The organism is Collinsella sp. UBA1693, from assembly GCF_002320115.1.
GTDB classification, from domain to species: Bacteria; Actinomycetota; Coriobacteriia; order Coriobacteriales; family Coriobacteriaceae; genus Collinsella; species Collinsella tanakaei.
This window is the reverse complement of sequence record NZ_DCJT01000002.1, coordinates 56,124-81,539: the sequence shown is the minus strand read 5'-3', so window position 1 is coordinate 81,539 and position 25,416 is coordinate 56,124. Positions and strand designations below refer to the sequence as shown.

Genomic DNA, 25,416 nt, shown 5'->3' with positions numbered 1-25,416 from the left:
TGGACGAGAAGCCATTCAGGCAAGCGTCCAGCAGGGTACTTGTACGCTCACTATCTAAGGAGCTTTCCATGGGACTCATCAAGCAGGCAATCGAGGCGCGCGTGGCCGCTGAGGCTGCAGAGCGCGCGGGCCAGCCCGTCGTTATCACCATCGCTCGCGACTTTGGCGCAGAGGGACATGAGATAGGTAAGATGCTGTCCACCCTGCTGGGCATTCCGCTGTATGACAACGAGCTGCTGGTGCGTTCCGCCATGCGCACGGGCGAGTCCGTTGATAAGATGGCCGCTTATGACGAGCGCATGGCTGCCGAGTTCATGGCGTTTCTGCCCGATCGTGTGGATTCGCGCACGCTGTCCGACAAGCTGTTCCGCAGCATGTCACAGGTAATCTTGGATTTGGGCGCCACCCAAAGCTGCATTATCGAGGGCCGTCTGTCCGACTACCTGCTGCGCAACAACCCCAACCACATCGCCGTGCTGGTGACCGCTCCGTTCGACGAGCGCGTGGAGATCGTCCGCAAAAAGCGCGGCCTCAACAAGCGCGAGGGCGCCAAGCTGGTGCGTGAGATGCAGAAGGCGCGCGAGACCTTTTACAAGCGCTACTCTGCCGGCAAGTGGAAGATGACCGACGGCAAGGACATTGTGGTCAACCGCGCCAAGCTGGGCCGCCAGGGTTGCGTGGACGTGATCGCCGCTGCCTACAACGCCAAGCTGCGCGAGCTGGGCATCTATGAGGAGGAGGTCGCCCGCGTTGCCGAGGAGGCCGCTGCGGACGCTCCCATTACGGTCAACGCCACCGTAGAGACCAGGGCCTAAAGGCAGCCACGTATCGCCGCGCCGGTGTTTATTCATCCATCGTTTTGCGATAGCGCTGGCGCTCCTAAATTGCGGTATATGCATCCCAGACACACTGAATGCGCGTCCACATTATGTGGGCGCGTTTTTTTGACGAGGACTGTAAAGGGAGTGCCGTCCGCATCGCGCCGCCGCCTATCGTCGATATCGCGCGGATTAAAAAAGCGTTGCTGCCCGCCTTGGACCGCAAGGCTTATGCCCCATTGTACCCTTCATTCCTACAGGGGGTATAACAATGCGTCAGCGCATATTATTTGGACGAAAATGAATAGCGTGTCAAATGTGGTCGCACAGTTGCAATACCTGTGCCTAACACCTTGGCCGTTGGCGTCAAAAATGATACTTCCTGCTGGTCAGAGCGATAAATGTAAACGTTCCCATATGCTAATGTCCCTCACTATCTAGTAGTTTCTATCCCAACCGCAGCTTAAAAGTACTTAGCGGGTAGATATGGAGAATTGCATATGGCTTCCGATGGCAATCGAACCTTTACCGCACGCCGGCGTCAAAAGGGGTCCACGCTTGGATCCAGTCGCAGGTTCAAAGCAATCACGGCCGCCGTGGCTATCGCCGCTGCCGTTCTGCCGCTAGCGCCTTTTGTTAAGGTGTGAGCGGACGGCGCTGCTAACGATCAAGCGGAAGACGTGTTCAAGCAGCATGAGGTAGCGGATACGGTGTCGCCCCGCGGCGTCCGTCTCGACCTGTTTGATTACTGGCTTGTCAGCGAGACTGCGAAGGATGATACCGATGGGGGCCTCATCGGATATCGGGGTATGGGTATCAATGCTGCGCAAGGGACAGATCGCTACCTTAAATTCGGTAAAAACGTCAACGGCTCCCACATCAATGGCTGGACGGGGTCGTCGAAGGGGCCGTGCGCTGGTATTGTCTAAAACACGCTGGGAGAGGATGGCTATCCGCATATCACCGCTGGTAGGGACTACGGCGTCGCTGGAAAGAAAACGGAGGACCAATCTCTCAACTACCTGTTCGACGGCTCCAGCTTCGATGGCAAGCGCGCCTATCTAAATACCTCCGGTTTGCTTCAGCTTGATGAAAAGGGCTATTACTACTACAACAGCAAGCAGAACTATGCCGCGTATAACAAAGAGGCCAACTCATTTGTGCTCTACGACGCCCCGGCGGTCCATTCTCCCGCTCTGGGCGATAAGCAGCTTGGACAGTTCTTTCCTTTTAACGGTCCGGGCGATGTGTTTACCAAGGGTGTAACGGCTGACGGCAAGCTAGCGTTTAACAAAGATGTGGGCTCGTACAATCCCGTCATGCACCATTACTTTGGCACGCAACTCACTACAAACTTTATGCAGCCGACTGATGGCAAAACTTCCAACGGCGAAGACATGAAGTTCCAGTTCACCGGTGATGATGATGTGTGGGTCTTTATCGACGGCGTGCTGGTGGGCGATGTGGGTGGCATCCATGATCGCGTAGGCCTTAGCATTGACTTCCATACCGGTAGGGTCTACACGTACGACGGCAGCAGCGGTGCAAGCGCCGCCAGTCCTACGATTTATTCTGACACCACCATAAAGGAAATGTTTAAGAAAGCACTGGTCGGCAAGTTCGCAGAGGGTGATTTCTCGGGCGATACGTTTCGCGATGGAACGTACCACACGCTGCAGTTCTACTATTTGGAGCGTGGAAACAACAACTCGAATATGGCCCTTAAGTTCAACCTGGTGAGCGTGCCGGAGAGCACCATGACCAAGGTCGACCAGATGGGTAGGCCGGTAGAGGGCGCGGTATTTGATCTGTACGCAACGGACACTAACTACTCGCTGACGCCTGACGCCGCACCCCTGGCTACGGGTCGCACAGATGCCGCGGGTCGCTTTACGTTCACGCTGGGCGATGGCAGCCCCTTGAGCTTCATGAAGCTCAATGCAGACAAGGGATACGTACGCTACGTACTGCGCGAGCGCGTGGCGCCCGCGGGTCACAGGCCAAGCCCTGATGGCAGGCTGAAGTACCAGGTAAGCGCTACTGATAAAACGTTAGGCTTCATCCTTTCGGATAATTACTGGGACTCCGGCGTCTACGCACGTGCAGAGCAGACACTGGGCATAGAGGGTGACTACGTATATGGAGCCGCGACCACGTCTGCGGGTCAGGGTCCTCAGTATAAGGTGGACGATGGTTCGGTGTTTGCGGTTATATACCGCCGTTCTGGCGCGGACCAGGGTGAAGTGGACTCGCTGTGGCATAGCCTGTCTGGCGATAACTACAAGGGCTGGAAGATGTCCGCCGATCCCGTTACCAACGTGTCGCAGCTGCGCGATGCTCAGATCTACACGTTTGAGGACGATGATAAGGACGGAACCTACGCGCTTACCATCGATGACATGCCGGGCAATCCAGAGTATTACTACCTTATGAAGGGCGATGCCAGCAGCGCTAAGTACACAGTGGGCTTTTACTACACCACGGCCGTCTCTGGCGGCAAGGTCGATCAAAGCAAGATCAGCACGAGCAACACGCATCGTCTGCCGCGCGCGCAGTTTAAGCGCCAGACGGCAGCGAATCTCTATGTGACGGATATCGTCAACGTGTTTGCAGTGCAAAAGGTGGACGAGCGCGAGCGCCCAGTTAACGGAGCCGAGTTCTCCCTCTATAGGGCGCAGGACATGCAGGGTGAGGGCTCTGCTGTGCAGCCCAAGCCAACGGCTCAGCCCGTGCAAAGGAAAACAACGGAAACAATGGGCGATGATCAGCCCGTTCAAGGCAAGGGCTTGTGTTACATGGGGCCTCTCGACCCTGGTATCTACTATCTTGTTGAGACCAAGGCCCCGGCGGGATACGTGAAAAATGAAACGGCAACGCGCGTGCTGGTCGACGCCCAGGGCGTGCACGTTGACGCTGGTACAAAGACCGACGGAGTCACCGCAATGGTGAGTACGGGCTCGCTGGTTGATTCTATGTCTCAGTTTGCTGCGGCGGACGACATCGACATGACGCTGTACGACGTCCTCGCATCGTGCGACACCGCTGCGTCCAGTTCTGTGACGGTGAATTCTGACGGCACGTTTGAAATTCCGTGGCAGCCGGATACGAATTCAAGCGACGACCTGTGGCTTACGTATGGAGCAACGGACAAGGTGCTGGATTACGGTGCGGACCCCAACATGCCCAACAGTGCAAGCCAAATCGCATACATTGTGCCGGAGGGCCTTGCTATGTGCCGCGTCCGCCAGAACGGCGCCTATATGGCTGGCGTTGATCCAGGTTTTACCCGGCGCTACGGCAATGCAAATTGGGCCGACTTGGGCGACAAGGACCTTACATCGCTCTACACCGGGGCAACAGGAGATTGATTTTGATCCCGCGGGAACCAATGGGCAGGAGAGCGAAATCGCTCTTGCTGAGCCTTTGGGCTTTAAGCAGATCGCGAGTTCAAATGTAAAGGGAACCATCGGTGCGGTTGGTGTTCGGGCGTCATTTACCAACGAGTACCGTGCAGCCGGCAGCTATCAGATTCCCGTTGAGAAGACCTTTAGCGAATGGGGTATAGCGAAGGACGGATTTACCTTTGAGCTTTACGGTTGGGATAACGCTCCCATGCCTAGCGATGCCATCGACGGGGTGTCCACGCTCGCCATCAAGCCTTCGTCGTCCGCAGCTGCGTCGAATGTGGCAGAGAGGTTAGAAGGTGCGTTTGGCAGCATATCGTTTAACCTGCCCGGTACGTATACGTATGGTGTAAGGGAACTTCGTCCAGATAGTCCGCTGCCAGGCGTGACGTATTCGGTTGCGTATTACAAAGTGGAGCTGACCGTTACGGATAGCGGCAACGGTCAGCTGGCTGTCACCCCAGCGATCCAGCAGCTGGTGGACGATGCGGGCTTCGCGCCCGAGCAGCCCCAGACGGTCGATAAAGCACGGTTTGTCAATACGTTTGATCAGCAGGTGGTCGGGTATGCACCGTCTGCGCGGAAGGACTATATCGACCATTCCGGCGTGAATCCTTTGGAAGACAACATGTTTTCCTTTACGGTTGAAGTGCCGAAGGGCAATCCAATTCCAAGTGAAGACGGTGCACCTGCCGTGGCAACGGAGGACATGACCTTTAAGATTGAAAACAAGGGCACTGCTATAGAGGCTCGCCAGGCGCTGTTCTCTAACGCCATGGTTGGCAAGTCGTTTGACTATAAGTTCTACGAGAATCTTCCGGCTGAGGCGACAAGGGAGAACAACTACACGCTTGATGGCATGACCTATGACCCTACGTGCTATATTGCGCGCGCAACGGTTGGATCGGAAACCGTAGACGGGGAACCGCACGTTAAGGTGGACGTTGCCTATTACAAGATGGATAGCCGTGACGATGCCAGTCTGACGGATGACAAGAAGGTGTCCGAGGCGGTGTTCCGCAACGAGTTTCGCGCGAACCCCGTTGAGGTTGGGCTGTCCGGCGCCAAGGTGTTGCGTGGCCGCGACTTGCTTGAAGGTGAGAGCTATCAATTTAGCCTCGCTGCTGCGGATGAGGTAACTGCCAAGGCTATCGTGAGAGGAGCGATCACCTTGACCTCGTCCAATTCTTCTGCAAGCGTTTCCGGTGCAGATTGGAAGCTGCGGGCGCAGGTGACTGGTCTTGATCAAGAGGGTGACTCGCCAACCTACATAGGAGACTTCGCATTCCCTAACCTGGCGTTCTCTCGCGCTGGTGAGTACCTGTTTGCAATCAACGAGGTTATTCCATCTGCAGACGATGCTAAGCCGGGTATGACGTACGATGCGCACACAACGTATGTCAAGGTGAGCATCGAGGCTGAATCTAGTGACAACCAGAGCGCACCAACGTTGAAGGCGACGGTTGTGTACGACAACGGTTCCTCGTCCACAGACGCAGAGCGTGCGGTATTCACCAATGTGTACCAGTCATTTTGCACTAGTGATGGCTTGGGCCTTACGGTGAAGAAGACGCTTGATGGGCGCGGTCTCCATCCGGGCGAGTTCACGTTTGAGATTGCCGGCGCACTGGGCGAGGGCACCCAGCAAGATGCAGACGCCGCGCAGGCCAAGCTTTTGAACGAGTCTGACAAGACGTTTACCAACCCTAGAGCCACGGATGGCGTCGCTCTTATGGAAGGCAAGCTCGAGGACCTGGTCTTTACGCAGGACGACGCGGGTCGTACGTTCGCCTATCGAATTCGCGAGCGCGTGCCGAGTCCTGAAAGCGATGCTTCCGCGCTGCCGGGTGTGGTGTATGACCGTACGGAGTATGAGTATCGCTTGACTCCCGTCGACAACGGCATGGGTACGCTCGCGCTTAAGGCGGAGCTTTACAAGGTGCGCGAGTCTGATGGGTCGGCGTGCAAGACGCTGCTGTACAGCCATGACCCTGCCAATGGCGAACCAGAGGCGGGCGACGATGTGCGCGTTGCCGCGTTTGCCAACAGCTACTCGCCCGCGCCGGTTACTCTGACGGACGAGTGGTGCACGCTCACAAAGCACCTTAAGGGCCGGGCGTGGCAGGAGGGCGACAAGTTCGACTTTGTGATGGAGCGCATCTCCTGCCAGGGGCAAGATGACCGGCGGCCGCAGACTTCCGGCGCTGCTTTTGATGCGATGCCCTTGCCGCAGCCTACCGACGTGACCGATGCCTCCCCTGATTATCTGGACGATGATGGGACGGTTGTTGCCGGTGTAAAGCGCTTTGGGTTTGAGCCGGTGACGTTCTACGCGCCCGGTACGTATATCTACCGCGTGCGTGAGGTGAAGCCCGTCAACGCGCTGGAAGACGTGACGTATTCAACTCGGGAGGTCGCGGTTAAGGTTGAGGTAAAGGAGCTGGGCGTGGGCGAGTTAATCGCTTACGTTGAGGTGGATGATATCCCGCAGGGTGACCTGGCGCACTTCACCAACGTGTACGGTACGGGCGAGGTGCCGGGCCCTCCGGTCGATCCCGACCCCGACAAGCCGGTCGATCCGAGCCCAGATCCCGACCCGGATCCAGACCCTGACAAACCTGTCGATCCCGAACCTGATCCCGACCCAGCGCCAGATCCCGACAACCCCGACAACCCCGATACGCCTCTCGATCCCGACAAGCCCATCGACCCGGAAACGCCTGCCAACCCAGAGAGGCCGTGCGAGGGCGATGTGGAGGAGGGCGAGGGCGGCTGCAAGCCCGGGCTGCCTGGAACCGGTGACATCGCTATGGCAGTTGTGCTGGGAGTGGCCGCACTTGGCGTTGCCGGCATCGCGGCGGGCGTTTGGCTCACGGTGCGAAAGCGCGGGCAAGGTCGTGGCGGCCAGTAGTGCGACGCTAGGGGCCATTAGCGGGTCGCGGCACACGCAAACAAACTAATTGATCTCAAGGGGAGCCGTGGAGACATGGCTCCCTTTCTGTACGAGTGCACAGCCCCATTTTTTCGCGTTATCCCAAGAGGAGTAGGAAGGGGTCTTCGTCCACGCCTTTGTGGCGTCAACTGTTTGACGTTAGCGGGGCTTGAGTGATTCTAACGTCAAAGAACGGCCGATAATTGACGTTAGAAGAAAACGCCCACTGGCTCGATTGTGAACCAGCGGGCGTTATGCGTTGGCGGCTAGCGTGTGGCAGGTGAGTCGCAGGTGCCTGGCGCTAGCCGTTGCATGCGGACGCGAAGGGGCGCGCGGCGATTACTCGCCCAGCAGCTCCTTCTTGATGGAGGCAGCGGCCTTCTTGCCAGCGCCCATGGCGAGGATGACGGTTGCGGCACCGGTGACGATGTCGCCGCCAGCCCAAACCTTGGGGTTGGAGGTGCGGCCGTCCTCGTCCGCCTCGATGAGACCCCAGCGGTTGAGCTTGACGTCAGCGCACAGCTCGGCGAAGGGGTTGGCGCGCGTACCGATAGCGGTGATAGCGACGTCGCAGGGGATGGCGAACTCGGAGTTCTGAACGGGGATGGGGCGGCGGCGACCGGAGGCGTCGGGCTCGCCCAGCTCCATGCGCTCGAGCTCGATGGTGGAAACAAAGCCATCGGGGCCGGGCAGGAAGCGCAGCGGGCTCGAGAGCTCGAGGATCTTGACGCCCTCTTCCTTAGCATGGTGCACCTCGGCCAGGCGCGCGGGCATCTCGGCCTCGGTACGGCGGTAGGCCAGGGTAACGCTCTGGGCGCCCAGGCGCAGGGCGGTACGGGCGGCGTCCATAGCGACGTTGCCGCCACCGAAGACTACTACGTCGCGGCCGTGGCGAATGGGCGTGTCATAGACCGGGAAGTCATAGGCATGCATAAGGTTGGTACGGGTGAGGTACTCGTTTGCGCAGTACACGCCGGGCAGGTTCTCGCCCGGAACGTGCAGGAAGCGCGGCAGGCCAGCGCCCACAGCGAGGTACAGGGCGTCAAAGCCCTCTTCCTCGAACAGCTCGTCGGCGTCGAACAGGCGGCCGGCGACGGAGTTGTACTCGAACTTTACGCCCAGCTGCTCCAGACCGTCGATCTCACGCTTAACGATCTTCTTGGGCAGACGGAACTCGGGGATGCCGTAGGTAAGCACGCCGCCGCCGGTGAAGAACGCCTCGAAGACGGTGACGTCGAAGCCCTCGCGAGCAAGCTCGCCGGCGCAGGCGATGCCGGACGGGCCGGAGCCAACAATGGCGACCTTCTTGCCGCATTTGGGCTTGCAGACGGGCGCGCGGCCAACCTCGGAGGCCATGTCGCCAACCATGCGCTCCAGCTGGCCGATGGCGACTGCCTCGCCCTTACGGCCCAGGATGCACTTACCCTCGCACTGGTTCTCCTGCGGGCACACGCGGCCGCAGACGGACGGCAGCAGGTTGTCGCCCTTGATGGTCTCGAGCGCGCCGCCCCAGTCCTCTTCGCGGATCTTGCGGATGAAGCCCGGGATGTTGACGCCTACGGGGCAGCCCTCCATGCACAGGGGCTTCTTGCAGTCGAGGCAGCGGTTGGCCTCGGCGATGGCGTCTTCCTTGGTAAAGCCCGTGTCGACGGGGCGGAAATCGCACGCGCGCTCAGCGGCCGGCTCCTCGTTGGGGGCGGTACGGGGGGCGCCGATGTTGGGGCGATACTTTACTTCCTGTGGCATGCGCAGTCCTCCTTGTGACGCGTAGTGGACTCGGCCTCTTCGGTGCGGTAGCTGGCCTGGCGATGAGCAAGGTCATCCCAGTCAACGGCGCTTGCATCGAAGTCGGGGCCGTCGACGCAGGCGAACTTGGTCTCGCCGTTGACCTCGACGCGGCAGCAGCCGCACATGCCGGTGCCGTCGACCATGATGGGGTTGAGGCTGGCGATGATGGGAATCTTGTGCTCGCGGCAGGTCTTGGCGGAGAACTTCATCATGGGAACGGGGCCAACGCAGAAGGCGTGGTCGATGGCATCGGTCTCGCACAGGCGTGCCAGGGGCAGGGTTACTACGCCCTTCTCGCCCATGGTGCCGTCATCCGTGGTGACGTACAGACCAGCCAGCGGCAGCGCGTCGAACTGCTCGTGCAGGATGACCAGGTCCTTGGTGCGGGCACCCATGATGACGTAGACGTTCTTGCCCTGCTCGCACAGCATGCGGGCAACGGGGTAGGCGATGGCCAGGCCAACGCCGCCGCCCACGACGGCAACGGAATCGCCCTCGATCTCGGTGGGCTTGCCCAGCGGTCCGGTGACATCCTGGATGTAGTCGCCTTCATTGAGCTGAGAGAGGCACTCGGTGGTCTTTCCAACTACCATGAAGATGAACTCGATCCAGCCCTCCTCAGCGTTCCAGTTGGCGAACGTGAACGGCACGCGCTCGCCCGTCTCGTCGATGCGCACCATGAGGAACTGGCCGGCGTGAGCCTTCTTAGCCATCCTCGGGGCGTGGACGCGGAACTCGAAGACCTTCTCCGAGAACTGCGTCTTCTTCAGGATTTGAAACATAGAACCCCTCTCTACCTTCTGGAGATGCGAAAACAAGCGTTGCCGCATGCTCCAAATTGCAAACGAATGCATGGCTATGCGTGCTAGACGACAAACACGCATACAGTGTTTAGTATACCCCCTGGCGTAAGGGGGTTTGTATAGACCGTACAGACAAACCCGCCAACGCGACCACGCGAATCGGTGGGTGATGCTGCTGGCGGCATGCTGATCGGAGATGATGAAAATTGGAAGAACATGCCATATCTACCAAATTCCTCCCTCCAAAAAACGTCATAAATAAGCAATAATGAGCACAGAATATGTGGGCGAACAGAAGTGATTGGGATTCTCGTCCACAGGGGGAGCCTGAAAAGGAGCCCATGGGAGAGAGGATGCAGTATGGACCAGACTACCGCCGCGCCGCTTGATTCCGCGGCAGCCGCCAAGGCGGCGTTTGCAAGCGTGGCTGACAAGCCGTTCCCAGATGACGTGTTTTGCGCGCCCCAGCTGCGCTGGGCCGTTATTGGTTGCGGCGTGATCGCCAACCAGATGGCGCAGTCGCTGGCGCTTGCCAGCCGCAAACTGGCGGGTGTTGCCAACCGCACGCAGGAGAAGGCTATGGCTTTTGCCGAGCGCTATGGTGTTGAGCGCGTATACGAGTCGTGCGAAGAGCTTTACGCTGACCCTGATATCGACGCCATCTATATCACCACGCCGCACAACACGCATATCACCTACCTGCGCGATGCCTTGGCCGCGGGCAAGCACGTGCTGTGCGAGAAGTCTATCACGCTGAACTCCGCCGAGCTGGACGAGGCCCGCGCCATCGCCCGCGAGCACAATGTGGTGCTGATGGACGCTACCACCATTTTGCACATGCCTCTGTACCAGGAGCTGGTGCGCCGCGCTGACAGCGGCGAGTTTGGCGCCATGAACCTGGCGCAGATCAACTTTGGCAGCTACAAGGAGTACGGCGACCTCACCAACCGCTTCTACAACATCAACCTTGCCGGCGGCGCCATGCTGGATATTGGTGTGTACGCGCTCTCGATCGCCCGTCTGTTTATGGCCAGCGCGCCCACCGAGGTTGTGTCGCTGGCAAACCTTGCCTCAACCGGCGTGGACCAGACCAGCGGTTTTGTGACCCGTAACGCGGAGGGCCAGCTGGGCGTGTTTAGCCTGAGCCTGCACTCCAAGCAGCCCAAGCGCTCCGTCATCAGCTTTGACAAGTGCTATATCGAGGTGAGCGAGTACCCGCGCGCCGATACCGCGACCATTGTGTGGACGGAAGACGGTCGCCGCGAGACTGTGCAGGCGGGCGAGGAGGCCTACGCGCTGTGCTATGAGATGGCCGATCTTGAGGCCGCCGTTGCGGGTGACACCTCCAAGGCGGGGCTGATAGACATTGCCGCCGACGTGATGGACGTCATGACGCGTTTGCGCGCAGACTGGGGCGTTGTGTACCCGGAGGAGCGCTAGGCCATGCTTGCGGAGGAGCGCTTTGCGCGCATAGTTGAGAAGGTCAACGCATCTGGCACGGTGACGGTGGCGCAGCTTGCCTGCGACTTGGGGATTTCTGAGTCTACGGTGCGCCGCGACCTGGATAAGCTGGACAGCCTCAACAAGCTTACCAAGGTGCACGGCGGCGCGGTGTGCTTGGAGGACGCGCACGTGAGCTATGACCTTACCCTGCAGCAACGCTCTGAATTGCATGCGGATCAAAAACAGCTGCTGGCGCGCTACGCCGCGTCGCTGGTGGGGCCGCGCGACTGCGTGTATGTGGACTCTGGCTCAACCACCAAGGTGCTGGTCGATTGCCTTACGGAGAAGGGCGCGCTCTACGTGACCAATTCCGCCGTGCACGGCCTCACCTTGGCGCAGCGCGGCTTTACGGTGGTGCTGCTGGGCGGCGAGCTAAAGGGGTCCACGTCTGCCATGGTGGGGCCGGAGGCGCTTGAAGCCTTGGAGCGCTATAACTTTACGCTTGGATTTTGGGGTGCCAACGGCATTGACCTGCGGGCGGGGTGCACCAGTCCGGAGCGCGAGGAGTCGCAGGTGAAGCGCGCGTCGCTGGCCCGTAGCGCACGCCGGTTGGTGTTGGCGGATACGAGTAAGTTTGGACGCGTGGCGCCCGTGAGCTTTGCGTCTTTGGGCCAGGTTGAAGTGCTGACCACCAGCGTGCCCGAGGGGTACGAGGACGTGGCGAGCGTTCGCTGCGTTTAGCGCGGGCGCGCGGCGGATTAGTGCTTGCCGTTGCTGGCAGCTCCGCCGTTGACGTGGTCACGCGCGTAGACAACGCCCTGGGTAAGGGCTAGGCCTGCGGCGTCCGCAGCGCGAGCGCAGGTGTTCTCGAAGTCTTCCAGCTCTTTGGGGCGGAACTGCTTGAGAACAAAGTCCGCAACCGCCATGCGGCCCGGAGGGTTGCCAATGCCCGTGCGGATGCGGCTGAAGTCGCGGCTGCCCATCTTATCGATGATGGAGCGCAGGCCGTTGTGCCCGGCATGCCCGCCGCCAACCTTTACGCGCACGTCGCCCTCGGGAATGTCCAGCTCATCATGGATAACCAGCAGCTCCTCGACCGTGATCTTGTTCTGAGCGCACAGCTTGGAGATGGGGCCTCCGCTGGTGTTCATGAAGGACTGCGGCTTGACCAGCAAAACCTCGCGTCGCCCGCCCTCTGCCTCTGGATCGTGCACCTGGATGGTAGCGACTTCCGCACCCAGCTGGTTTTTCCAATACGTGACGCCAGCCTGTCTAGCAAGCTCGTCAATTGCTTTGAATCCGGCGTTGTGGCGCGTATCCTTGTATTCCTCGCCCGGATTGCCCAGGCCCGCGACCATACGAATCTTTTTGGGCGTGGCTGCTGCCATGCTGCCTCCTATATGCGTTGCTTAGAGTGTTCATGCTTTCCATGTTGTGCAGTCTATGTTGCCCGTGGCGCTACGGGCTGTCAAAGGGTGGCGGTGCGATTACATGCAAAATCGCTCCCGTCGACGGTTGTGCTGAAAACTGTTAGGAGCCTAAACACGTGCAGTTTTGTCGAATTTGCCTATTGCACGATACTATTGTGAACATAAGATAATTTACTTGGAAAGGATCCGCACCATGCCGCAGTACCGCGAGCTCACCAACAGCGAGCTTGGCGTAGAGTTGTTCGACCACTTTGAACGCAAGCAGGTTGTAACCGATTGCAAGCGCAAGGTCGACGGTGAGTGGACGGTGCTTGCCGATCCGTTTATTGATGATTGGTCTGATAGCGACTATTCCTACCTGGTCGAATGTCTTAAGAACACGCTCGCCGGCGGTGGCGTTGTGTGGGGTGCGTTTGTGGACGATGAGCTGAAGGGATTTGCATCCGTCGAGCGCAAGACCTTTGGTAGCGAGGACCAGTATATGGAGCTCACCAGCCTGCACGTGTCGAGCGACGCGCGCCGTCATGGTATGGGCGCGGTGCTCTTTTTGCTCGCTGCGGATTTCGCGCGCAATCTGGGCGTGAAGAAGCTCTACATCTCGTCGCACTCCGCTGTTGAAACCCAGGCGTTTTACGAGCACATGGGCTGCGTCGAGGCGGAGGAGTACAACGAGGCCGCTGTTCAGCGAGAGCCAATGGATTGCCAGTTGGAGTACGTGCTGTAACGCTTGCGGTGCGGGTTTCGGATTGCGCGCCGCAAAATGAAGCGATGAGGGGGCCATAGACGAGAACGTGTCTTGTCTAGGGCCTTTCACTATATCGACAAGGTGCGAATCATGGCTTTTGGCCTTCTTCCGAGAAGCTCTCTGCGCAGTTCTTAAGGATAATTGCACTATTATCAAGAAAGGCTTTGTATAGCAAACTTGTAGCAATTAGTAAAAACGATAGAGGGCGCTCGAAAAAAGCGTCCTGCTTGGCATGTTCCAAAATCGATGCAATTATCCTCTACTTTTGCACATATCGTTGGTGCGAGAAGGGCGCGCAGCAGAAGAAACGGGCTTTCTTGCGCCAAGAGAGCCGCTAAAAAGAAGGAAGCCCCAGCCGTAAAGCTGGGACCTCCTGTAAATGCTTGTATGCGCGCGGACAAGCTGCCGCGTAAGCCATTCGACGCTGTTTGATTACAGCGCGAAGTCGCCGCCCACCAGGCAGGAGACGGAGCGCTCGTGATACACGGCCTTGATGGTGTCGGCGAACTCGCCGGCAACGGAGATGGTCTTGATCTTGCCGCCGGTCTCGACGGGAATGGCGTCGGTGACCACGCACTCCACGATGGGGGCGTTGTTAAGACGCTCGATGGCGGGGCCGGAGAAGATGCCGTGGGTGGCGCATACGTAGATGTCGCCGGCGCCCAGGGCCTTGAGCTCGGTAACGTTGGCGCACAGGGTGCCAGCGGTATCGATCATGTCATCGTTGATGATGCAGGTCTTGCCCTTGATATCGCCGATGATGCCCATGACCTCGGCGGCGTTGTGACGAGGACGGCCCTTGTGGGCGATGGCGAGGCTGCAGCCCAGCATGTCGGAGAGCTTCTTGGCGGCCTTGGCGCGGCCCACGTCGGGGGAGACAACGACCAGGTTGTCGGTGTCGAAGTTCATCTCGTTGTAGTAGCCGGCAAACAGCGGCAGCGCGGAGAGGTGGTTCACCGGGATGTCGAAGAAGCCCTGGATCTGACCCTGGTGCAGGTCAAGGGTGATGATGCGGTCGACGCCTGCGGTCTCGAGCAGGTTGGCGACCAGGCGGGCGGTGATGGGCTCGCGCGGGCCGGCCTTGCGGTCCTGACGGGCGTAGCCGTAGTGGGTGATGACCGCGGTGATGGAGCGAGCGGAAGCGCGCTTGGCGGCATCGGTGGCGATGAGGAGCTCCATCAGCATGTCGTTGACGTTCGCGCCCGCAACGGACTGGATCAGGAACACGTCGGCGCCGCGGACGGTCTCATCGTAGCGAGCGTAGATCTCGCCGTTGGCGAACTGCTTCAGCGTAAGGCCGGAGAGCTCCACCCCCAGCAGGCCCGCGATCTTCTCTGCCAGCGGACGGTTGGAAGAACCCGAATAGACGCGGAGGATCTTGTTCATATCCACCGTCTTCTTGGGATCGGTTGTCGGCATTTCCCTTGCTCCTTTGTTCGTTGCTACTTTGGCTGCCTGTGCCGGTACGCTTCTTACTATATTACAGTCGAGCCCTTCTGAGCTCGGTGTAACCCTCTATGATGCGCTGATCGGTGCGCTCGATGGCAAGTGCGCCGTCAGGGACATCCTTGGTGATGGTGCCGCCCGCGCCAGTGATGGCGTCGGACCCAATGTTAACGGGTGCGACCATCATGGTATCCGAGCCGATGAAGGTGCGGTCGCCAATGGTGGTTGCGTGCTTATTTTTACCATCATAGTTGCACGTGATGGAACCAGCGCCGACATTTACGCCAGCGCCCATGGTTGTGTCGCCAATGTAGGAGAGATGCGGCACCTTTGAGCCCTCGCCAATGGTGGATTTCTTGATCTCCACGTGTGTGCCCACGTGCGCGCGGTCGAGCAGATGGGTTCCGGGGCGCAGGTAGCAGCGCGGTCCGCAGGTGACGTCGTTTTCGATAACGGTGTCGATGCCTACGGTCTCGTCAAGCGAGCAGCGATCGCCGGCGACCACGTTGGTGAGGCGCGTGTTGGGGCCAAGCTGGCAGTCTTCGCCCACATGCGTGTTGCCAATCAGGTGGGTCTGGGGCCATACCACGGTGTCGCGTCCAACGGTGGCGTCCGGGCCAATCCAAGCCTGGGCGGGGTCGATGAAGGTGACGCCCTGAGCCATGAGCTGGTTGTTGATGCGGTCGCGGGCGATGGCGGTGAGCTGAGCCAGCTGGGCGCGCGAGTTGACGCCAAGGCCGTCGCGGTAGTCTTCGCAGTGGTAGATGCCCACGGCATGGCCGGCGGATTTAAGGATCTCGAGCATGTCGGGCAGGTAATACTCGCCCTGGGCGTTATCGCAGGTGATGTCGCCAATGTGGGTGGCAAGCAGCGCTCCGTCAAAGGCGTAGCAGCCGGCGTTGCATTCGAGCAGCTCCGCGGCCTGTTGCGGCGTGCAGTCCTTTTGCTCGATGATGCGGGCGATGACGCCGTCGGCATCAAGTTCGATGCGGCCGTACCCAAAGGGGTCGGGCGGGGTCATGGTGAGCACGGTGGCCGCCAATTTGCCGTCTGCCACGGTCTGGGCAAACATGCGCACGGTTTCGGCCTGGATAAGGGGTAGGTCGCCGTTGAGGACCACTACAGGGCCGGACGTAACGTTGCAAGCCTCAAGCGCTACGCGCACGGCGTGCCCGGTGCCCAGGCGCTCCGTCTGCTCGACGGTTTCTACCTGCACGGAAGATTGCGCGTACGTCTGGTCAAGAATCGAGCGGACCTCGTCCGCGTGACTGCCCACTACAACAATGACGCGCTCGCACCCTGCCTGGATGGTTGCGTCGACAACCCACTGGATCATGGGTTTGCCCAAGATCTTGTGACTTACCTTTGCATGGTTTGATTTCATGCGAGTGCCCTCGCCCGCAGCGAGAATGATTGCGGTTGCGTTCATGCATGCCCCCGATTGATAGGTTGAGCGCCCGGGCACGGCCTGGGCGCGGTGCCATACGATGATACCGCAGCTCTACGGCCTGATTTGGCTTCTCACATATTGTGTACGCGGATTGCAACATGCGCAGGAGCGCTGCTCGCATACTACAATGAAGAGGCTATTGCGCATTTGAGGAGCCATTCCGGCTCGTTGACAACTGCTTGTCGATACTGATTTGCTGCTGGTGGCTTGTCGCAGGTTGCCGCCGGATTGTGAGGGAGACATGAAAACGCATCGCAAAGGCGCCGGCCGCATTTTGTCCACCGCTGCATTGGCTTTCGCTCTGTGCGTGGTCCCTGCTTGCGCCCTGTCCGCTGTGGCGTTTCCGGTGATGGCCTCGCCCTTCCAGGCGGCAGCAGACAACGCTCCCGCGACGCAAGATGCGGCGTTCCATGGTGCGTACACGGCATGGTCGGGATACTCGTCCACAGTTGAGGGCAGCATTGTGCCCGGCGCCGTTCCCGTGAGCGCCCCCGTGTCCGCCCAGGCGAGCGGCCTTGCCACGGGTAGCGCGGCGAGCGTTCTGCTGCGCCAGGCCGGCCAGACGGATTACGTGTACGCGATGGCTGGCGATTCCGTTGCAAAGTACGCAGCCGGCAGCTGGGATAAGGTGGACGAGGTCTCGCTGCCCGCCGCCGCGTGCAGCGGGTCTTCGCTTGCGGTGGTCGATAACGCCCTGGTGGCAGTTCTGCAAACGGGCCAGATAGCCATGATGAGCGAGGATTTGGACATCGCGTGGGTGAGCGATGCGCCGGTGCTGCCGCAGGGCGCGGCTGCTTGGGGCGCGGCATCGCAGGTGGTTGCCGATGGCGGCAGCGTCTACGTGGCGCTGCTTGTGCTGGATCAGCAAGGTGCTCCCGTAGGCTGCGAAGTCATCTCTGCAGCATCCATCGATGGCGGGTTGTTTTGGCAGACGGGCTTGGGCGTGGACGGCGCGGCCGCTATGATCGGCGGCGTGTGCGCCGGTGGATCCGGTAAGGCGGCGTCTCCGTCTTTGATGTATGTGGACAATACGCTGGTGGTCGCTCCCGGCGACTCGACGTTGAGCGCAATTGACCCTGCAAGCGCGAAAGCTACATCATCCCTGCAGCTTGACGGCGCGATTCTGGGCAGGATGGCCTTGGCGCCCGCCGCGATGACGGGATTGGCTGACGGGGGTCCCGTGCTTGTTGTCGGAACGTCGGCGCCCACCGTGTACATGGTTACATTTGAGCAGGGAAAGCTTGCGGTGGCGTCGGAGTGCTCGCTTGGCAGCGCCGGCGGCCAGGCGCTGCAGCTGGCTCCCGCGGCCCCGGTGGTGCTGGGAGGCCGCGCGTACTTCTCCGCGACGTCTGCATTTGAGGGCGAAGGCTCCGGTTATGGCGCCGCGCTGGGGGTGCAGGGTGGTTTTTGCGCGGTCGACCTGGTTGATGAGCAGGGGGCTCCCGCCGTTGCGTATGCCGACTGCGCGCTGGATCCGCGCTGCATACCCGCCGCGCCCGTAGCCGTGGCGTACGGCGCCAACGCGCGCGAGGCAACCGTCGAGCTCTACGCCGTTACCTTTGAGGGCGAGCTGTACCGATGCCAGGTGGCAACCGATGGTTCGAGCAGTGCGTTGGGCAAGGTGGAGCTTGCTTGGACCTCGGCGAGCGATGAGGCGTTTGGCGAATCGGAGAGCGCGGAATCGGGGGCCTCGTCCCTTGCCTGCTATGCCGCGCAGGCTCCCGCGAGCTCGGCGGCGCCGGTTGTGGCGCGCGACGGCTCGGTCTATTTTTGCCTTGCAAATTCGGGCGAGAACGGAAACCCCTCTGCGGGCACGGCGCGCCTGATTGCCGTTTCGCCCGACAGCTCCCGAGCGGTGTCCACGCCGGTTGGCGGTAGCGAGGGCCTGGACACGTTGGCGAGCAGCCTTGCCGGCATCACGCTGCCCAACGGTGCCGGCCTTGGCGTGGGCGTGCTGGTGTTTGTTGTGGGGTTCGCGGCGTATGCATACATTCGCAATCGGGGCGGTCGCAGCGCGCAGGATGAGGGTCTGGACGAGTGGCGCTCGCAGCATAGAGACGAGCGCCACGGCGGGGGTGCCGAGCGTTAGAGCTCGATTTCCAGTTCGACGGGGCAGTGGTCGCTGCCAAAGATATCGTTACGGATGCGCGCGTCGCGGACGTTGCTCGCGATGGCATCGCTCACCAAGAAGTAGTCGATACGCCAGCCCGCGTTGTTCTTGCGGGCGTTGAAGCGGTAGCTCCACCAGCTGTAGACGCCCTCCACATCGGGATTGAGGCTGCGCCACGTGTCGGTGAAACCCGCGTCGAGCAGTTCGGTGAACTTGCCGCGCTCCTCGTCCGAAAAACCAGCGTTGCCGCGGTTGCTCTTGGGATTCTTGAGGTCGATCTCATTGTGGGCCACGTTGAAGTCGCCGCAGGTGATGACGGGCTTTCCGGTCTCGTCCTCAAGGCTTTTAAGGAAGGCGCGGTAGGCGTCGTCCCACGCCATGCGCGTGTCGATGCGGGCGAGTTCGTTTTGCGCGTTGGGCGTATAGACGCCCACAAACCAGAAGCGGTCGAACTCGAGCGCGCAGACGCGGCCCTCGGTCACGGCTACGGCTAAGAGCTCTGCCGCCTCGCCTTCGCCCGCAAAGGGCAGCAGGCTGTCTGCGTGGCGAACGGACAGGGGCTCCTCGCGCGTAAAGACCGCGGTGCCGGAGTAGCCCTTGCGCTGGGCATAGCTCCATACCTGGTGGTAACCCGGCAGGTCGATTTCTACCTGGCCCTCCTGCAGCTTGGTTTCTTGCAGGGCGATTACGTCGGCATCAAGCTGGTGGACGATGTCGGTAAAGCTGGGGTCCTTCTTTAGGACGGCGCGCAGGCCGTTGACGTTCCAAGAGGCGAGCTTCCAGGTGCGCGCGGCGTTGCTATTTGTCATGGTTCCTCCGAATATAATTGCAGGAAAATACGCAGTTTCTCATGGTTTACCAATTGTGGCTCACACTATACTAGAACATCACCGAGCGCTATTTCCCAACCCGGCGGTTGCTAGCCGGAGAGGAAGGAACAAGGATGGATATCTTTGAATCCCCTGCGGTCGATGTTGATGATGCGACCGTTGTGAATGATATCGAGCCGGACGAGTCCGGGGCTGCCGCCCCTGCGGTGGCGGCGGGCGTTGGGGTTGCGGGCGCCATCGCCGACCATGCGCGCGCCGATGCGCCCCATACGGCCCTTGCCGGCGTGCTGCGTACGTTGTTTTGCGTCCTGTGCTGGTTCATGTTGGCTGCCGCGGTGGTGTATCTGGGCGTGGCGGGCATGAACTACGCGCTGATTAGCGGCGCGCAGATTCCAGAGGAGCTGCGCGGCACTAGGATTTTGCTTATCTATTCGGCGGTGCAAGCGGTGCTGTTCGCCGCTGCCGGCGTGATGGGCCTTGTGGGCGTTGCGCGCACGGATAACCAGCGCTATCTGCGACTGGCCCCCTGCGCGCCCGCCGTGTTGACAATCGCCGCAGAGGCAACGCAGATGTTCAATATGGGCGACCACATTCTGGATAACAGGTTTATCTTTGGTGCCAATTTCTTCTTTGGCATCCTTGCCATACTGGCCGTGGTGCTGGCCGCCGCTGGCCTGTATCTGTTTGGCAAACATGATGATGGGCATATGACTCGGTATGGAGCGGTCGTTACGTTTGATACGGACCCCGTAGTGGCATCGCAGGCGCCCTTGTTTGCAGTTTCTGCCGCCGTTGACCCCCTGCATGGATCTGCGCAGGGCCTTATGCAGAATGCCGCCTTGGATGATGAGGCCGAAGCCTTGCCGGCGCTCGGTGGTATGGCGACCGCTGATGTCGAGCCGGACGTCGCGGATGAAGGTGCGGCCGATGACGCGGCAGGTGGCGGCTATGAAGACGATGATGAAGAAGTGGCGCGTCCCCACGGCGCCCATTTCTAGCAAGCTGTTTGTAGACGGTCTGCAGGCGGTTTGCAGGCGAAAAGCAACAGACGGATAGGGGAGAGACCATACATGGCAGAGGCTATCACCGAAGAGAAGCTGGCATCACGGGAGCTGTCCAAGCTGTTCGAGAAGCATTCGCGCGTGGTGTTCTTTGGTGGCGCGGGCGTGTCGACGGCGAGCGGCATTCCGGATTTCCGCAGCCAGGACGGCCTGTACCACCAGCAGTTCTCCTATCCTCCCGAGACCATCTTGTCCCATAGCTTCTACGTTGCCAATCGCGGCGAGTTCTATGAGTTCTACCGCACCAAGATGATCGCGCTGGACGCCAAGCCCAACCAGTGCCACCTTAAGCTTGCCCAGCTGGAGCGCGAAGGCGTGCTGGATGCGGTGGTGACGCAGAATATCGATGGCCTGCACCAGATGGCGGGATCGAAGCGCGTGTTTGAGCTGCACGGATCCGTTCACAGGAATATTTGTCAGCGCTGCGGCGCCACCTTTGACGCGGAGTGGGTGATGGCTCGCGAGCATGAGGATTACCAGGGAGCTCCCGTATGCCCGCATTGCCGCGGCGAGATCAAGCCGGACGTTGTTTTATACGAAGAGCCTTTGGATGAGAAGGTCATGATCGGCGCGATTGAGGCAATCTCTCAGGCAGACGCCCTTATTGTGGGAGGAACGTCGCTGGTGGTCTATCCCGCAGCGGGCCTTACCCGCTACTTCAACGGCGACTCGCTGGTTATTGTGAACCGCGACCCAACGCCGCAGGACTCACGTGCGGACCTGCTGATATCTTGTGATATCGCGAGGGCGTTCGATTTCTAGCGCGGATGGCTTGAAGCGCGGGGGATGATGGCGCCGGGAACCTCGACGTGCCGAGGCGCTGGCATGCACCCGCCACGCCGGCTCAGCTGGTCGATCGCGGTGAATAGCTGCTCCAACGCTGCCGTAGCGAGACCTGCGGTGTCCTGCATGGCCGTGGTTACGCCGCCAAAAAGCACGTGGTTCCAGGGGTATTCGTCGAACGTGGCTACAAGTGCATCGCGCGGAACCACGGTATCCGTAAGGCCAAGGGCCTCAACAAAGCGCAGGAAAACAAGACCGTTGATGGCGATGAATCCCGTAATGGGCTTGCAGCTTGTCGCGCCGGCGCTGTCGCCGGGAATTTCGGCAGGCTCTAAGCATGCGCTGATCTGCGCGGCGGCGCGATTGGCATCAGGATCGAGGGCCAGCATGCATCCCGTAAGGCCTCGACGACGGATTTCATGCTCGAATCTATCCGCGCGACCTCGGCGTACGGAGCTGGTTTCGTCATGTTCTGTAAGCAAGTAGTAGCGCGTGCACCCTGCCTGCTGGAGCTCGTCCAAAAGCTCGTCGATAAGCGCAGCGTTGTTGGAGGTAACCAGTGAGAGGTCAACGCCTTCGACATCGCGGTCGAGCAGCACCACGGGTTTGGTGGCAGATATCGCCCTCAGCGCCGCGGGGTCGTTGGAGCAGGCGTTGACGATGATGCCGTCAACCCCCGCGTCGACCAGGCGTTCAAGGGCTTCGGCTTCCACCTTGGCATCATTTGAGCTGATGGCGGTAACTATGGAACAACCGCGCTGCGCCGCCTGCCGGGAGAGCTCCTCGAGCATGGCGCTTGAGAAGGGGTTTCCTATGTCTGCAAGAATAACCCCTATGGTGTTGGTGCGGTCTAGGCGCAGGCTCCGCGCGGCGTTATTGGGTTTGTAGCCCGTGCGCTCGATAACCCGGGCAATGCGATCGCGCGTCTCTGGCGACATGGAGCCGTAGCGCTTGTTAAGGAAGCGCGAGACGGTAGCCGGGCTAACGTCTGCCTGTTCTGCGATGTCTTTGATGGTGACGCGTGCCATGGATCCTCCGCATTGTCTCCACTTTTTTATGAAAGAGAAAATTCCCCTTGCAACTGTGTTTCCAAACACTATACTACGAATCAGTTAGGAAAACGATTTCCCAATGGTAGATGCAATAGGAAATCGATTTACAAATAAGAGGTTCCCACGGGCCTCGCACGTGCACGTTCCAAGAAGAAAGGGAGCGCGACCATGGATAAGAAGAGCTGTGTTCTGACGTTTGGCGAAATCATGATGCGCCTGTCGCCCAAGAACAACCTGCGTATCGAGCAGGCCGTTGAGTTTGATGTGCGCTATGGCGGCGCTGAGGCCAACACCGCGCTGTCCCTTGCTTATCAGGGCGATAATGCGGCTTACATTTCCGTTGTGCCCGCCAACCGTTTGGGCGATTGCGCGCTGCGCTCGCTGGTGGCCTACGGCGTCGATACCTCTCGCGTGGTGCGCGACGGCGACCGCCTGGGCAGCTATGTGTTCGAGGTCGGCGCGTCCGTCCGTGGCAATGGTTGCGTATACGACCGCAAGTACTCCGCCATCAACATGGCTTCCCACACCGTTCTCAATTGGGATTCCATCTTTGAGGGCGTCGACGTGTTCTACTTCTCCGGCGTGACCCCCGCCGTGTCCCAGGAGATGGCGATTGCGTGCAAGGAAGCTCTGGCCTGCGCCCGCGAGCGCGGCATTCTGACCGTGTGCGACCTTAACTACCGCGGCAAGATGTGGAGCCCCGAGCGCGCCCAGCAGGTGATGCGCGAGCTTCTGCCGCTGGTGGACGTTTGCATCGCTAACGATGAGGATGCTCCCTCCGCTCTGGGTATGACCTGCGTGTCCGGTTCTCTGGATAACGGCATCGATGAGCGCATGGATTACGTTGAGATGGCCCGCCAGATCTGCGAGGAGTTTGGCTGCAAAGAGGTTCTCTCTGTCATCCGCAACATTAAGTCGGTCGAGGATTCCCAGTGGATGGGCATGCTCTACCGTGCCGGTAACGATAACCTGCTGCCCGCTCCGGCCGATTCCGCGGGCGAGTATTTCTTCAGCCCCGTGTACGACATGCACGTGCTCGAGGGCGTGGCAGCGGGCGACGCGTTCTCCGGCGCCTATTTGCACGCGCTGCTGCACGGCTATGATCCGCAGGATGTTATCGATTACGCCATCGCGGGCTCTGTGCTCAAGCTGACCGTGCGCGGCGACTCCAATCTGGTCACCGAGGCGGAAATCAAGGCCGTGGCAGCCTCTGCCGGCGGCGGCACCCGCGTTGCGCGCTAGATTATCTCGTCCAAAAACTGCTGCCAACTGCTGGTAACTGTTGATATACGCTCGTGTGAGAGAGGGAGCCTGTAATGTTTGAATCCTTTTACAAGAAGCTTGAGGGTCTGGGAATTGTTCCGGTTGTGGTTCTGGACGATGTCGCTCAGGCTGTTCCCATGGCAGATGCCCTGATGGCTGCGGGTATGTGCTCCGCTGAGGTCACGTTCCGCACCGATGCCGCCGCGGATTGCATTCGCGCCATGCGCGAGGCATATCCGGAGATGGCCGTGGGCGCCGGCACCGTTTTGACGGTTGAGCAGGTCGACCAGGCCGTCGCCGCTGGCGCCGAGTTCATTGTCGCCCCCAACTTTGATCCCGAGGTTGTCCAGCACTGCATCGACATCGACGTGCCCGTGCTGCCCGGTACCGTCACCCCGTCCGAGGTTGGCGCGGCCGAGAAGATGGGCCTTATGGTTACCAAGTTCTTCCCCGCAGCGCAGTACGGCGGCCTTAACACCATCAAGGCCATCTGCGCTCCGTTTACCCGCCACCGTTTCATGCCCACCGGCGGCGTGAGCCTGGCAAATGTGGAGGAGTATCTCTCTTGCGACAAGATCATCGCGTGCGGCGGCACCTGGATGGTCAAGGCTTCTATGTTCGCCGATGGCGATTTCTCCCAGGTCCAGCAGCAGGCTGCTGAGGCCATGAACATGGTGAAAAAGATCCGCGGCTAAACTAATCCCGGGGGTGGTTGCGTCGGGCTTCCGCTCTCGCCGCGGTTCTTTTCACGATATAAGATGCGAACGCGCGCTGCCGAAAACTCCCTGGTCGGCAGTGCGCGTTCGTTTGTATTGGGCTGTGCTGATGATTTATGCGAACGCATAAAAAGAGGGAGATGACCATGCGCCGCCTTTTGACCACGGCTGATATTGGAAAGCTGGTCCGCAAGGAGCGCCGCAGGCAGGACGCAACGCAGGCGGAGCGGGACATCGTCCAAAAACTAGAGCGTGGTGGCACCCCACAAAACGGAGCAGTCCAGCACCTGGTGCGGGTCGACCTCGCCCTTTTGACGGATCTGGTCGAGAAGCACCTTCGCCGCGAGCTCGCCCTCCTCATGGGCGGGCTGCACCACAACGGATACGGAAGGGGAGGCGACCTCGGCCCATTCGGTGTTGTCGAAGCCCAGAAGGCCCATGCGGTCCGGCATGAGCGGGTAGAAGTCCTTGCAGGCGCGGTAGATGTCCGGCAGGGCCCAGCAGTTGGGCGCGAAGACCAGGGTAGGGGTCTCGCCGTCGACATGCTCGGCCAGGTACGCCTTGAGCGCCTCTGGATCAACTCGGTCGTTTTCGAGAATGAACTGCGAGAAACCAAGGCCGTGGGCTTCGAGCGCGTCGACAAAGCCGCTGAAGCGCTCGATACGGCTAGAGATCAGGCCGGGTTCTGCCGTCACCACGATAAACCGCTCGTAGCCCTTGTGGATGCACTGGTCCACCGCTTGGTAGGAAGACTCGTAGTTGTCAGTCTTGACCCAGCTCGATGCATGGTCGTATAGCTTGGAATCGATGAACACCAACTGCTTGCCGGCGTCGAGAATCGATTTGCTGACCTCTCTGAACTGCGCGGTCGGCTGGACGATGAATCCGTCGACGCCAATTGCGAGCAGGCGGTCGATATAGGCGAGCTCGTTTTTCTTATCGAAGTTCGAGCTGCAGACCAGCATGCGGTAGCCCTCGTCATCGATAACGCTTTCGATACCCTTGACGATGAGGTTGGAGAAAGTGTTGGTGATGTCGCCGATGATGACGCCGATGAGGTTGCTCTGCTTGGCATTCATGCCGCGCGCCAACGGGCTGGGCTGGTAGCCGGTCTCATCGATTGCGAGTCGAATGCGCTTTTGGGTCTCTTCTGACATGCGGTCCGTCTTGCCATTGAGAAAGAAGGAGACGGTGGTCTTGGAAGTGCCCGCCATCTGGGCGATATCGTTGATGGTGATTCGCTTTTTACCAGCGGCGGTCTTGCTGTTTGCCATAGGGAACTCCAAGGTTAGACACGGTTATACAAACCAGTTTAGCACCGAGTAATGAAAAACACCGGGCA

General features: G+C 60.0%; 20 protein-coding genes. 12 read left to right on the top strand and 8 right to left on the bottom strand.

The genetic code is table 11. The features are described from left to right. Positions 1–68 precede the first annotated feature (68 nt). The 4 genes from B3H65_RS01485 to B3H65_RS01470 all read left to right on the top strand — a co-directional run bounded on the left by B3H65_RS01485 (position 69) and on the right by B3H65_RS01470 (position 7,133). On the top strand, positions 69–815 hold the full coding sequence (locus tag B3H65_RS01485; protein WP_286683851.1) for an AAA family ATPase: 747 nt from the start codon (positions 69–71) through the stop codon (positions 813–815). A 683-nt stretch (positions 816–1,498) separates the two neighbouring features. Beyond that, positions 1,499–1,747 (top strand): hypothetical protein, encoded by a 249-nt coding sequence (locus B3H65_RS01480; protein ID WP_286683850.1) that lies wholly within the window; start codon positions 1,499–1,501, stop codon positions 1,745–1,747. Between the two features lie 147 nt (positions 1,748–1,894). Further along, a complete protein-coding gene (locus B3H65_RS01475; RefSeq protein ID WP_286683849.1) occupies positions 1,895–4,186 on the top strand; it encodes a SpaA isopeptide-forming pilin-related protein in 2,292 nt (763 codons plus the stop codon). Positions 4,187–4,241: 55 nt separating this feature from the next. Continuing rightward, complete coding sequence (locus tag B3H65_RS01470) at positions 4,242–7,133, top strand: Spy0128 family protein (RefSeq protein ID WP_286683848.1); 2,892 nt, start codon at positions 4,242–4,244, stop codon at positions 7,131–7,133. A 360-nt stretch (positions 7,134–7,493) separates the two neighbouring features. Here B3H65_RS01470 and gltA read toward each other — a convergent pair whose 3' ends face one another. Both gltA and B3H65_RS01460 read right to left on the bottom strand, forming a co-directional pair. Continuing rightward, positions 7,494–8,900, bottom strand: coding sequence for an NADPH-dependent glutamate synthase (gltA, locus tag B3H65_RS01465; protein ID WP_009141835.1), 1,407 nt, complete (start codon positions 8,898–8,900; stop codon positions 7,494–7,496). Beyond that, the gene (locus B3H65_RS01460; RefSeq protein ID WP_117679718.1) at positions 8,885–9,724 is read right to left on the bottom strand and encodes a sulfide/dihydroorotate dehydrogenase-like FAD/NAD-binding protein; all 840 of its coding nucleotides are present in this window, start codon (positions 9,722–9,724) and stop codon (positions 8,885–8,887) included. Before B3H65_RS01460 ends, gltA begins: the two co-directional genes overlap by 16 nt. A 381-nt stretch (positions 9,725–10,105) precedes the next feature. On the opposite strand from B3H65_RS01460, the gene B3H65_RS01455 reads away from it, so the two are divergent. Then, complete coding sequence (locus tag B3H65_RS01455; protein ID WP_286683847.1) at positions 10,106–11,185, top strand: Gfo/Idh/MocA family protein; 1,080 nt, start codon at positions 10,106–10,108, stop codon at positions 11,183–11,185. A gap of 3 nt (positions 11,186–11,188) precedes the next feature. Next, the gene (locus B3H65_RS01450) at positions 11,189–11,929 is read left to right on the top strand and encodes a DeoR/GlpR family DNA-binding transcription regulator (protein WP_117679720.1); all 741 of its coding nucleotides are present in this window, start codon (positions 11,189–11,191) and stop codon (positions 11,927–11,929) included. 17 nt (positions 11,930–11,946) lie between these two features. Here B3H65_RS01450 and pth read toward each other — a convergent pair whose 3' ends face one another. Then, the gene (gene pth, locus B3H65_RS01445; RefSeq protein WP_009141831.1) at positions 11,947–12,576 is read right to left on the bottom strand and encodes an aminoacyl-tRNA hydrolase; all 630 of its coding nucleotides are present in this window, start codon (positions 12,574–12,576) and stop codon (positions 11,947–11,949) included. Positions 12,577–12,811: 235 nt separating this feature from the next. Here pth and B3H65_RS01440 point away from each other — a divergent pair, with 235 nt between their 5' ends. Further along, positions 12,812–13,342 (top strand): GNAT family N-acetyltransferase, encoded by a 531-nt coding sequence (locus B3H65_RS01440; RefSeq protein WP_270480817.1) that lies wholly within the window; start codon positions 12,812–12,814, stop codon positions 13,340–13,342. Between the two features lie 453 nt (positions 13,343–13,795). Here B3H65_RS01440 and B3H65_RS01435 read toward each other — a convergent pair whose 3' ends face one another. Both B3H65_RS01435 and glmU read right to left on the bottom strand, forming a co-directional pair. Further along, positions 13,796–14,782 carry a ribose-phosphate diphosphokinase gene (locus tag B3H65_RS01435; protein ID WP_286683846.1) on the bottom strand — a complete coding sequence of 329 codons (987 nt, stop codon included), beginning with the start codon at positions 14,780–14,782 and terminating at the stop codon, positions 13,796–13,798. Between the two features lie 61 nt (positions 14,783–14,843). Beyond that, positions 14,844–16,238 carry a bifunctional UDP-N-acetylglucosamine diphosphorylase/glucosamine-1-phosphate N-acetyltransferase GlmU gene (glmU, locus tag B3H65_RS01430; protein ID WP_286683845.1) on the bottom strand — a complete coding sequence of 465 codons (1,395 nt, stop codon included), beginning with the start codon at positions 16,236–16,238 and terminating at the stop codon, positions 14,844–14,846. Between the two features lie 262 nt (positions 16,239–16,500). On the opposite strand from glmU, the gene B3H65_RS01425 reads away from it, so the two are divergent. Then, entirely contained in the window at positions 16,501–18,348 is a 1,848-nt protein-coding gene (locus tag B3H65_RS01425) for a hypothetical protein (protein WP_286683844.1), read from the top strand. On the opposite strand, the gene B3H65_RS01420 is transcribed toward B3H65_RS01425, so the two are convergent. After that, a complete protein-coding gene (locus B3H65_RS01420) occupies positions 18,345–19,178 on the bottom strand; it encodes an exodeoxyribonuclease III (RefSeq protein WP_286683843.1) in 834 nt (277 codons plus the stop codon). The two genes, B3H65_RS01425 and B3H65_RS01420, sit on opposite strands and share 4 nt — an antisense overlap. Before the next feature lie 134 nt (positions 19,179–19,312). Here B3H65_RS01420 and B3H65_RS01415 point away from each other — a divergent pair, with 134 nt between their 5' ends. Then, on the top strand, positions 19,313–20,197 hold the full coding sequence (locus B3H65_RS01415; protein ID WP_286683842.1) for a hypothetical protein: 885 nt from the start codon (positions 19,313–19,315) through the stop codon (positions 20,195–20,197). Positions 20,198–20,269: 72 nt separating this feature from the next. Next, on the top strand, positions 20,270–21,022 hold the full coding sequence (locus tag B3H65_RS01410) for an NAD-dependent protein deacylase (RefSeq protein ID WP_286683841.1): 753 nt from the start codon (positions 20,270–20,272) through the stop codon (positions 21,020–21,022). On the opposite strand, the gene B3H65_RS01405 is transcribed toward B3H65_RS01410, so the two are convergent. After that, the gene (locus tag B3H65_RS01405; RefSeq protein ID WP_286683840.1) at positions 21,019–22,071 is read right to left on the bottom strand and encodes a LacI family DNA-binding transcriptional regulator; all 1,053 of its coding nucleotides are present in this window, start codon (positions 22,069–22,071) and stop codon (positions 21,019–21,021) included. The two genes, B3H65_RS01410 and B3H65_RS01405, sit on opposite strands and share 4 nt — an antisense overlap. Positions 22,072–22,263: 192 nt before the next feature. Between B3H65_RS01405 and B3H65_RS01400 the strand changes: the two genes are divergently transcribed. Beyond that, positions 22,264–23,337: a sugar kinase gene (locus B3H65_RS01400; protein WP_286683839.1), complete on the top strand. Its 1,074-nt coding sequence runs from the start codon at positions 22,264–22,266 to the stop codon at positions 23,335–23,337. Between the two features lie 74 nt (positions 23,338–23,411). Next, positions 23,412–24,053 (top strand): bifunctional 4-hydroxy-2-oxoglutarate aldolase/2-dehydro-3-deoxy-phosphogluconate aldolase, encoded by a 642-nt coding sequence (gene eda / locus B3H65_RS01395; RefSeq protein WP_281694836.1) that lies wholly within the window; start codon positions 23,412–23,414, stop codon positions 24,051–24,053. A gap of 266 nt (positions 24,054–24,319) precedes the next feature. On the opposite strand, the gene B3H65_RS01390 is transcribed toward eda, so the two are convergent. Beyond that, entirely contained in the window at positions 24,320–25,348 is a 1,029-nt protein-coding gene (locus B3H65_RS01390) for a LacI family DNA-binding transcriptional regulator (RefSeq protein ID WP_286683838.1), read from the bottom strand. Positions 25,349–25,416: the final 68 nt, after the last annotated feature.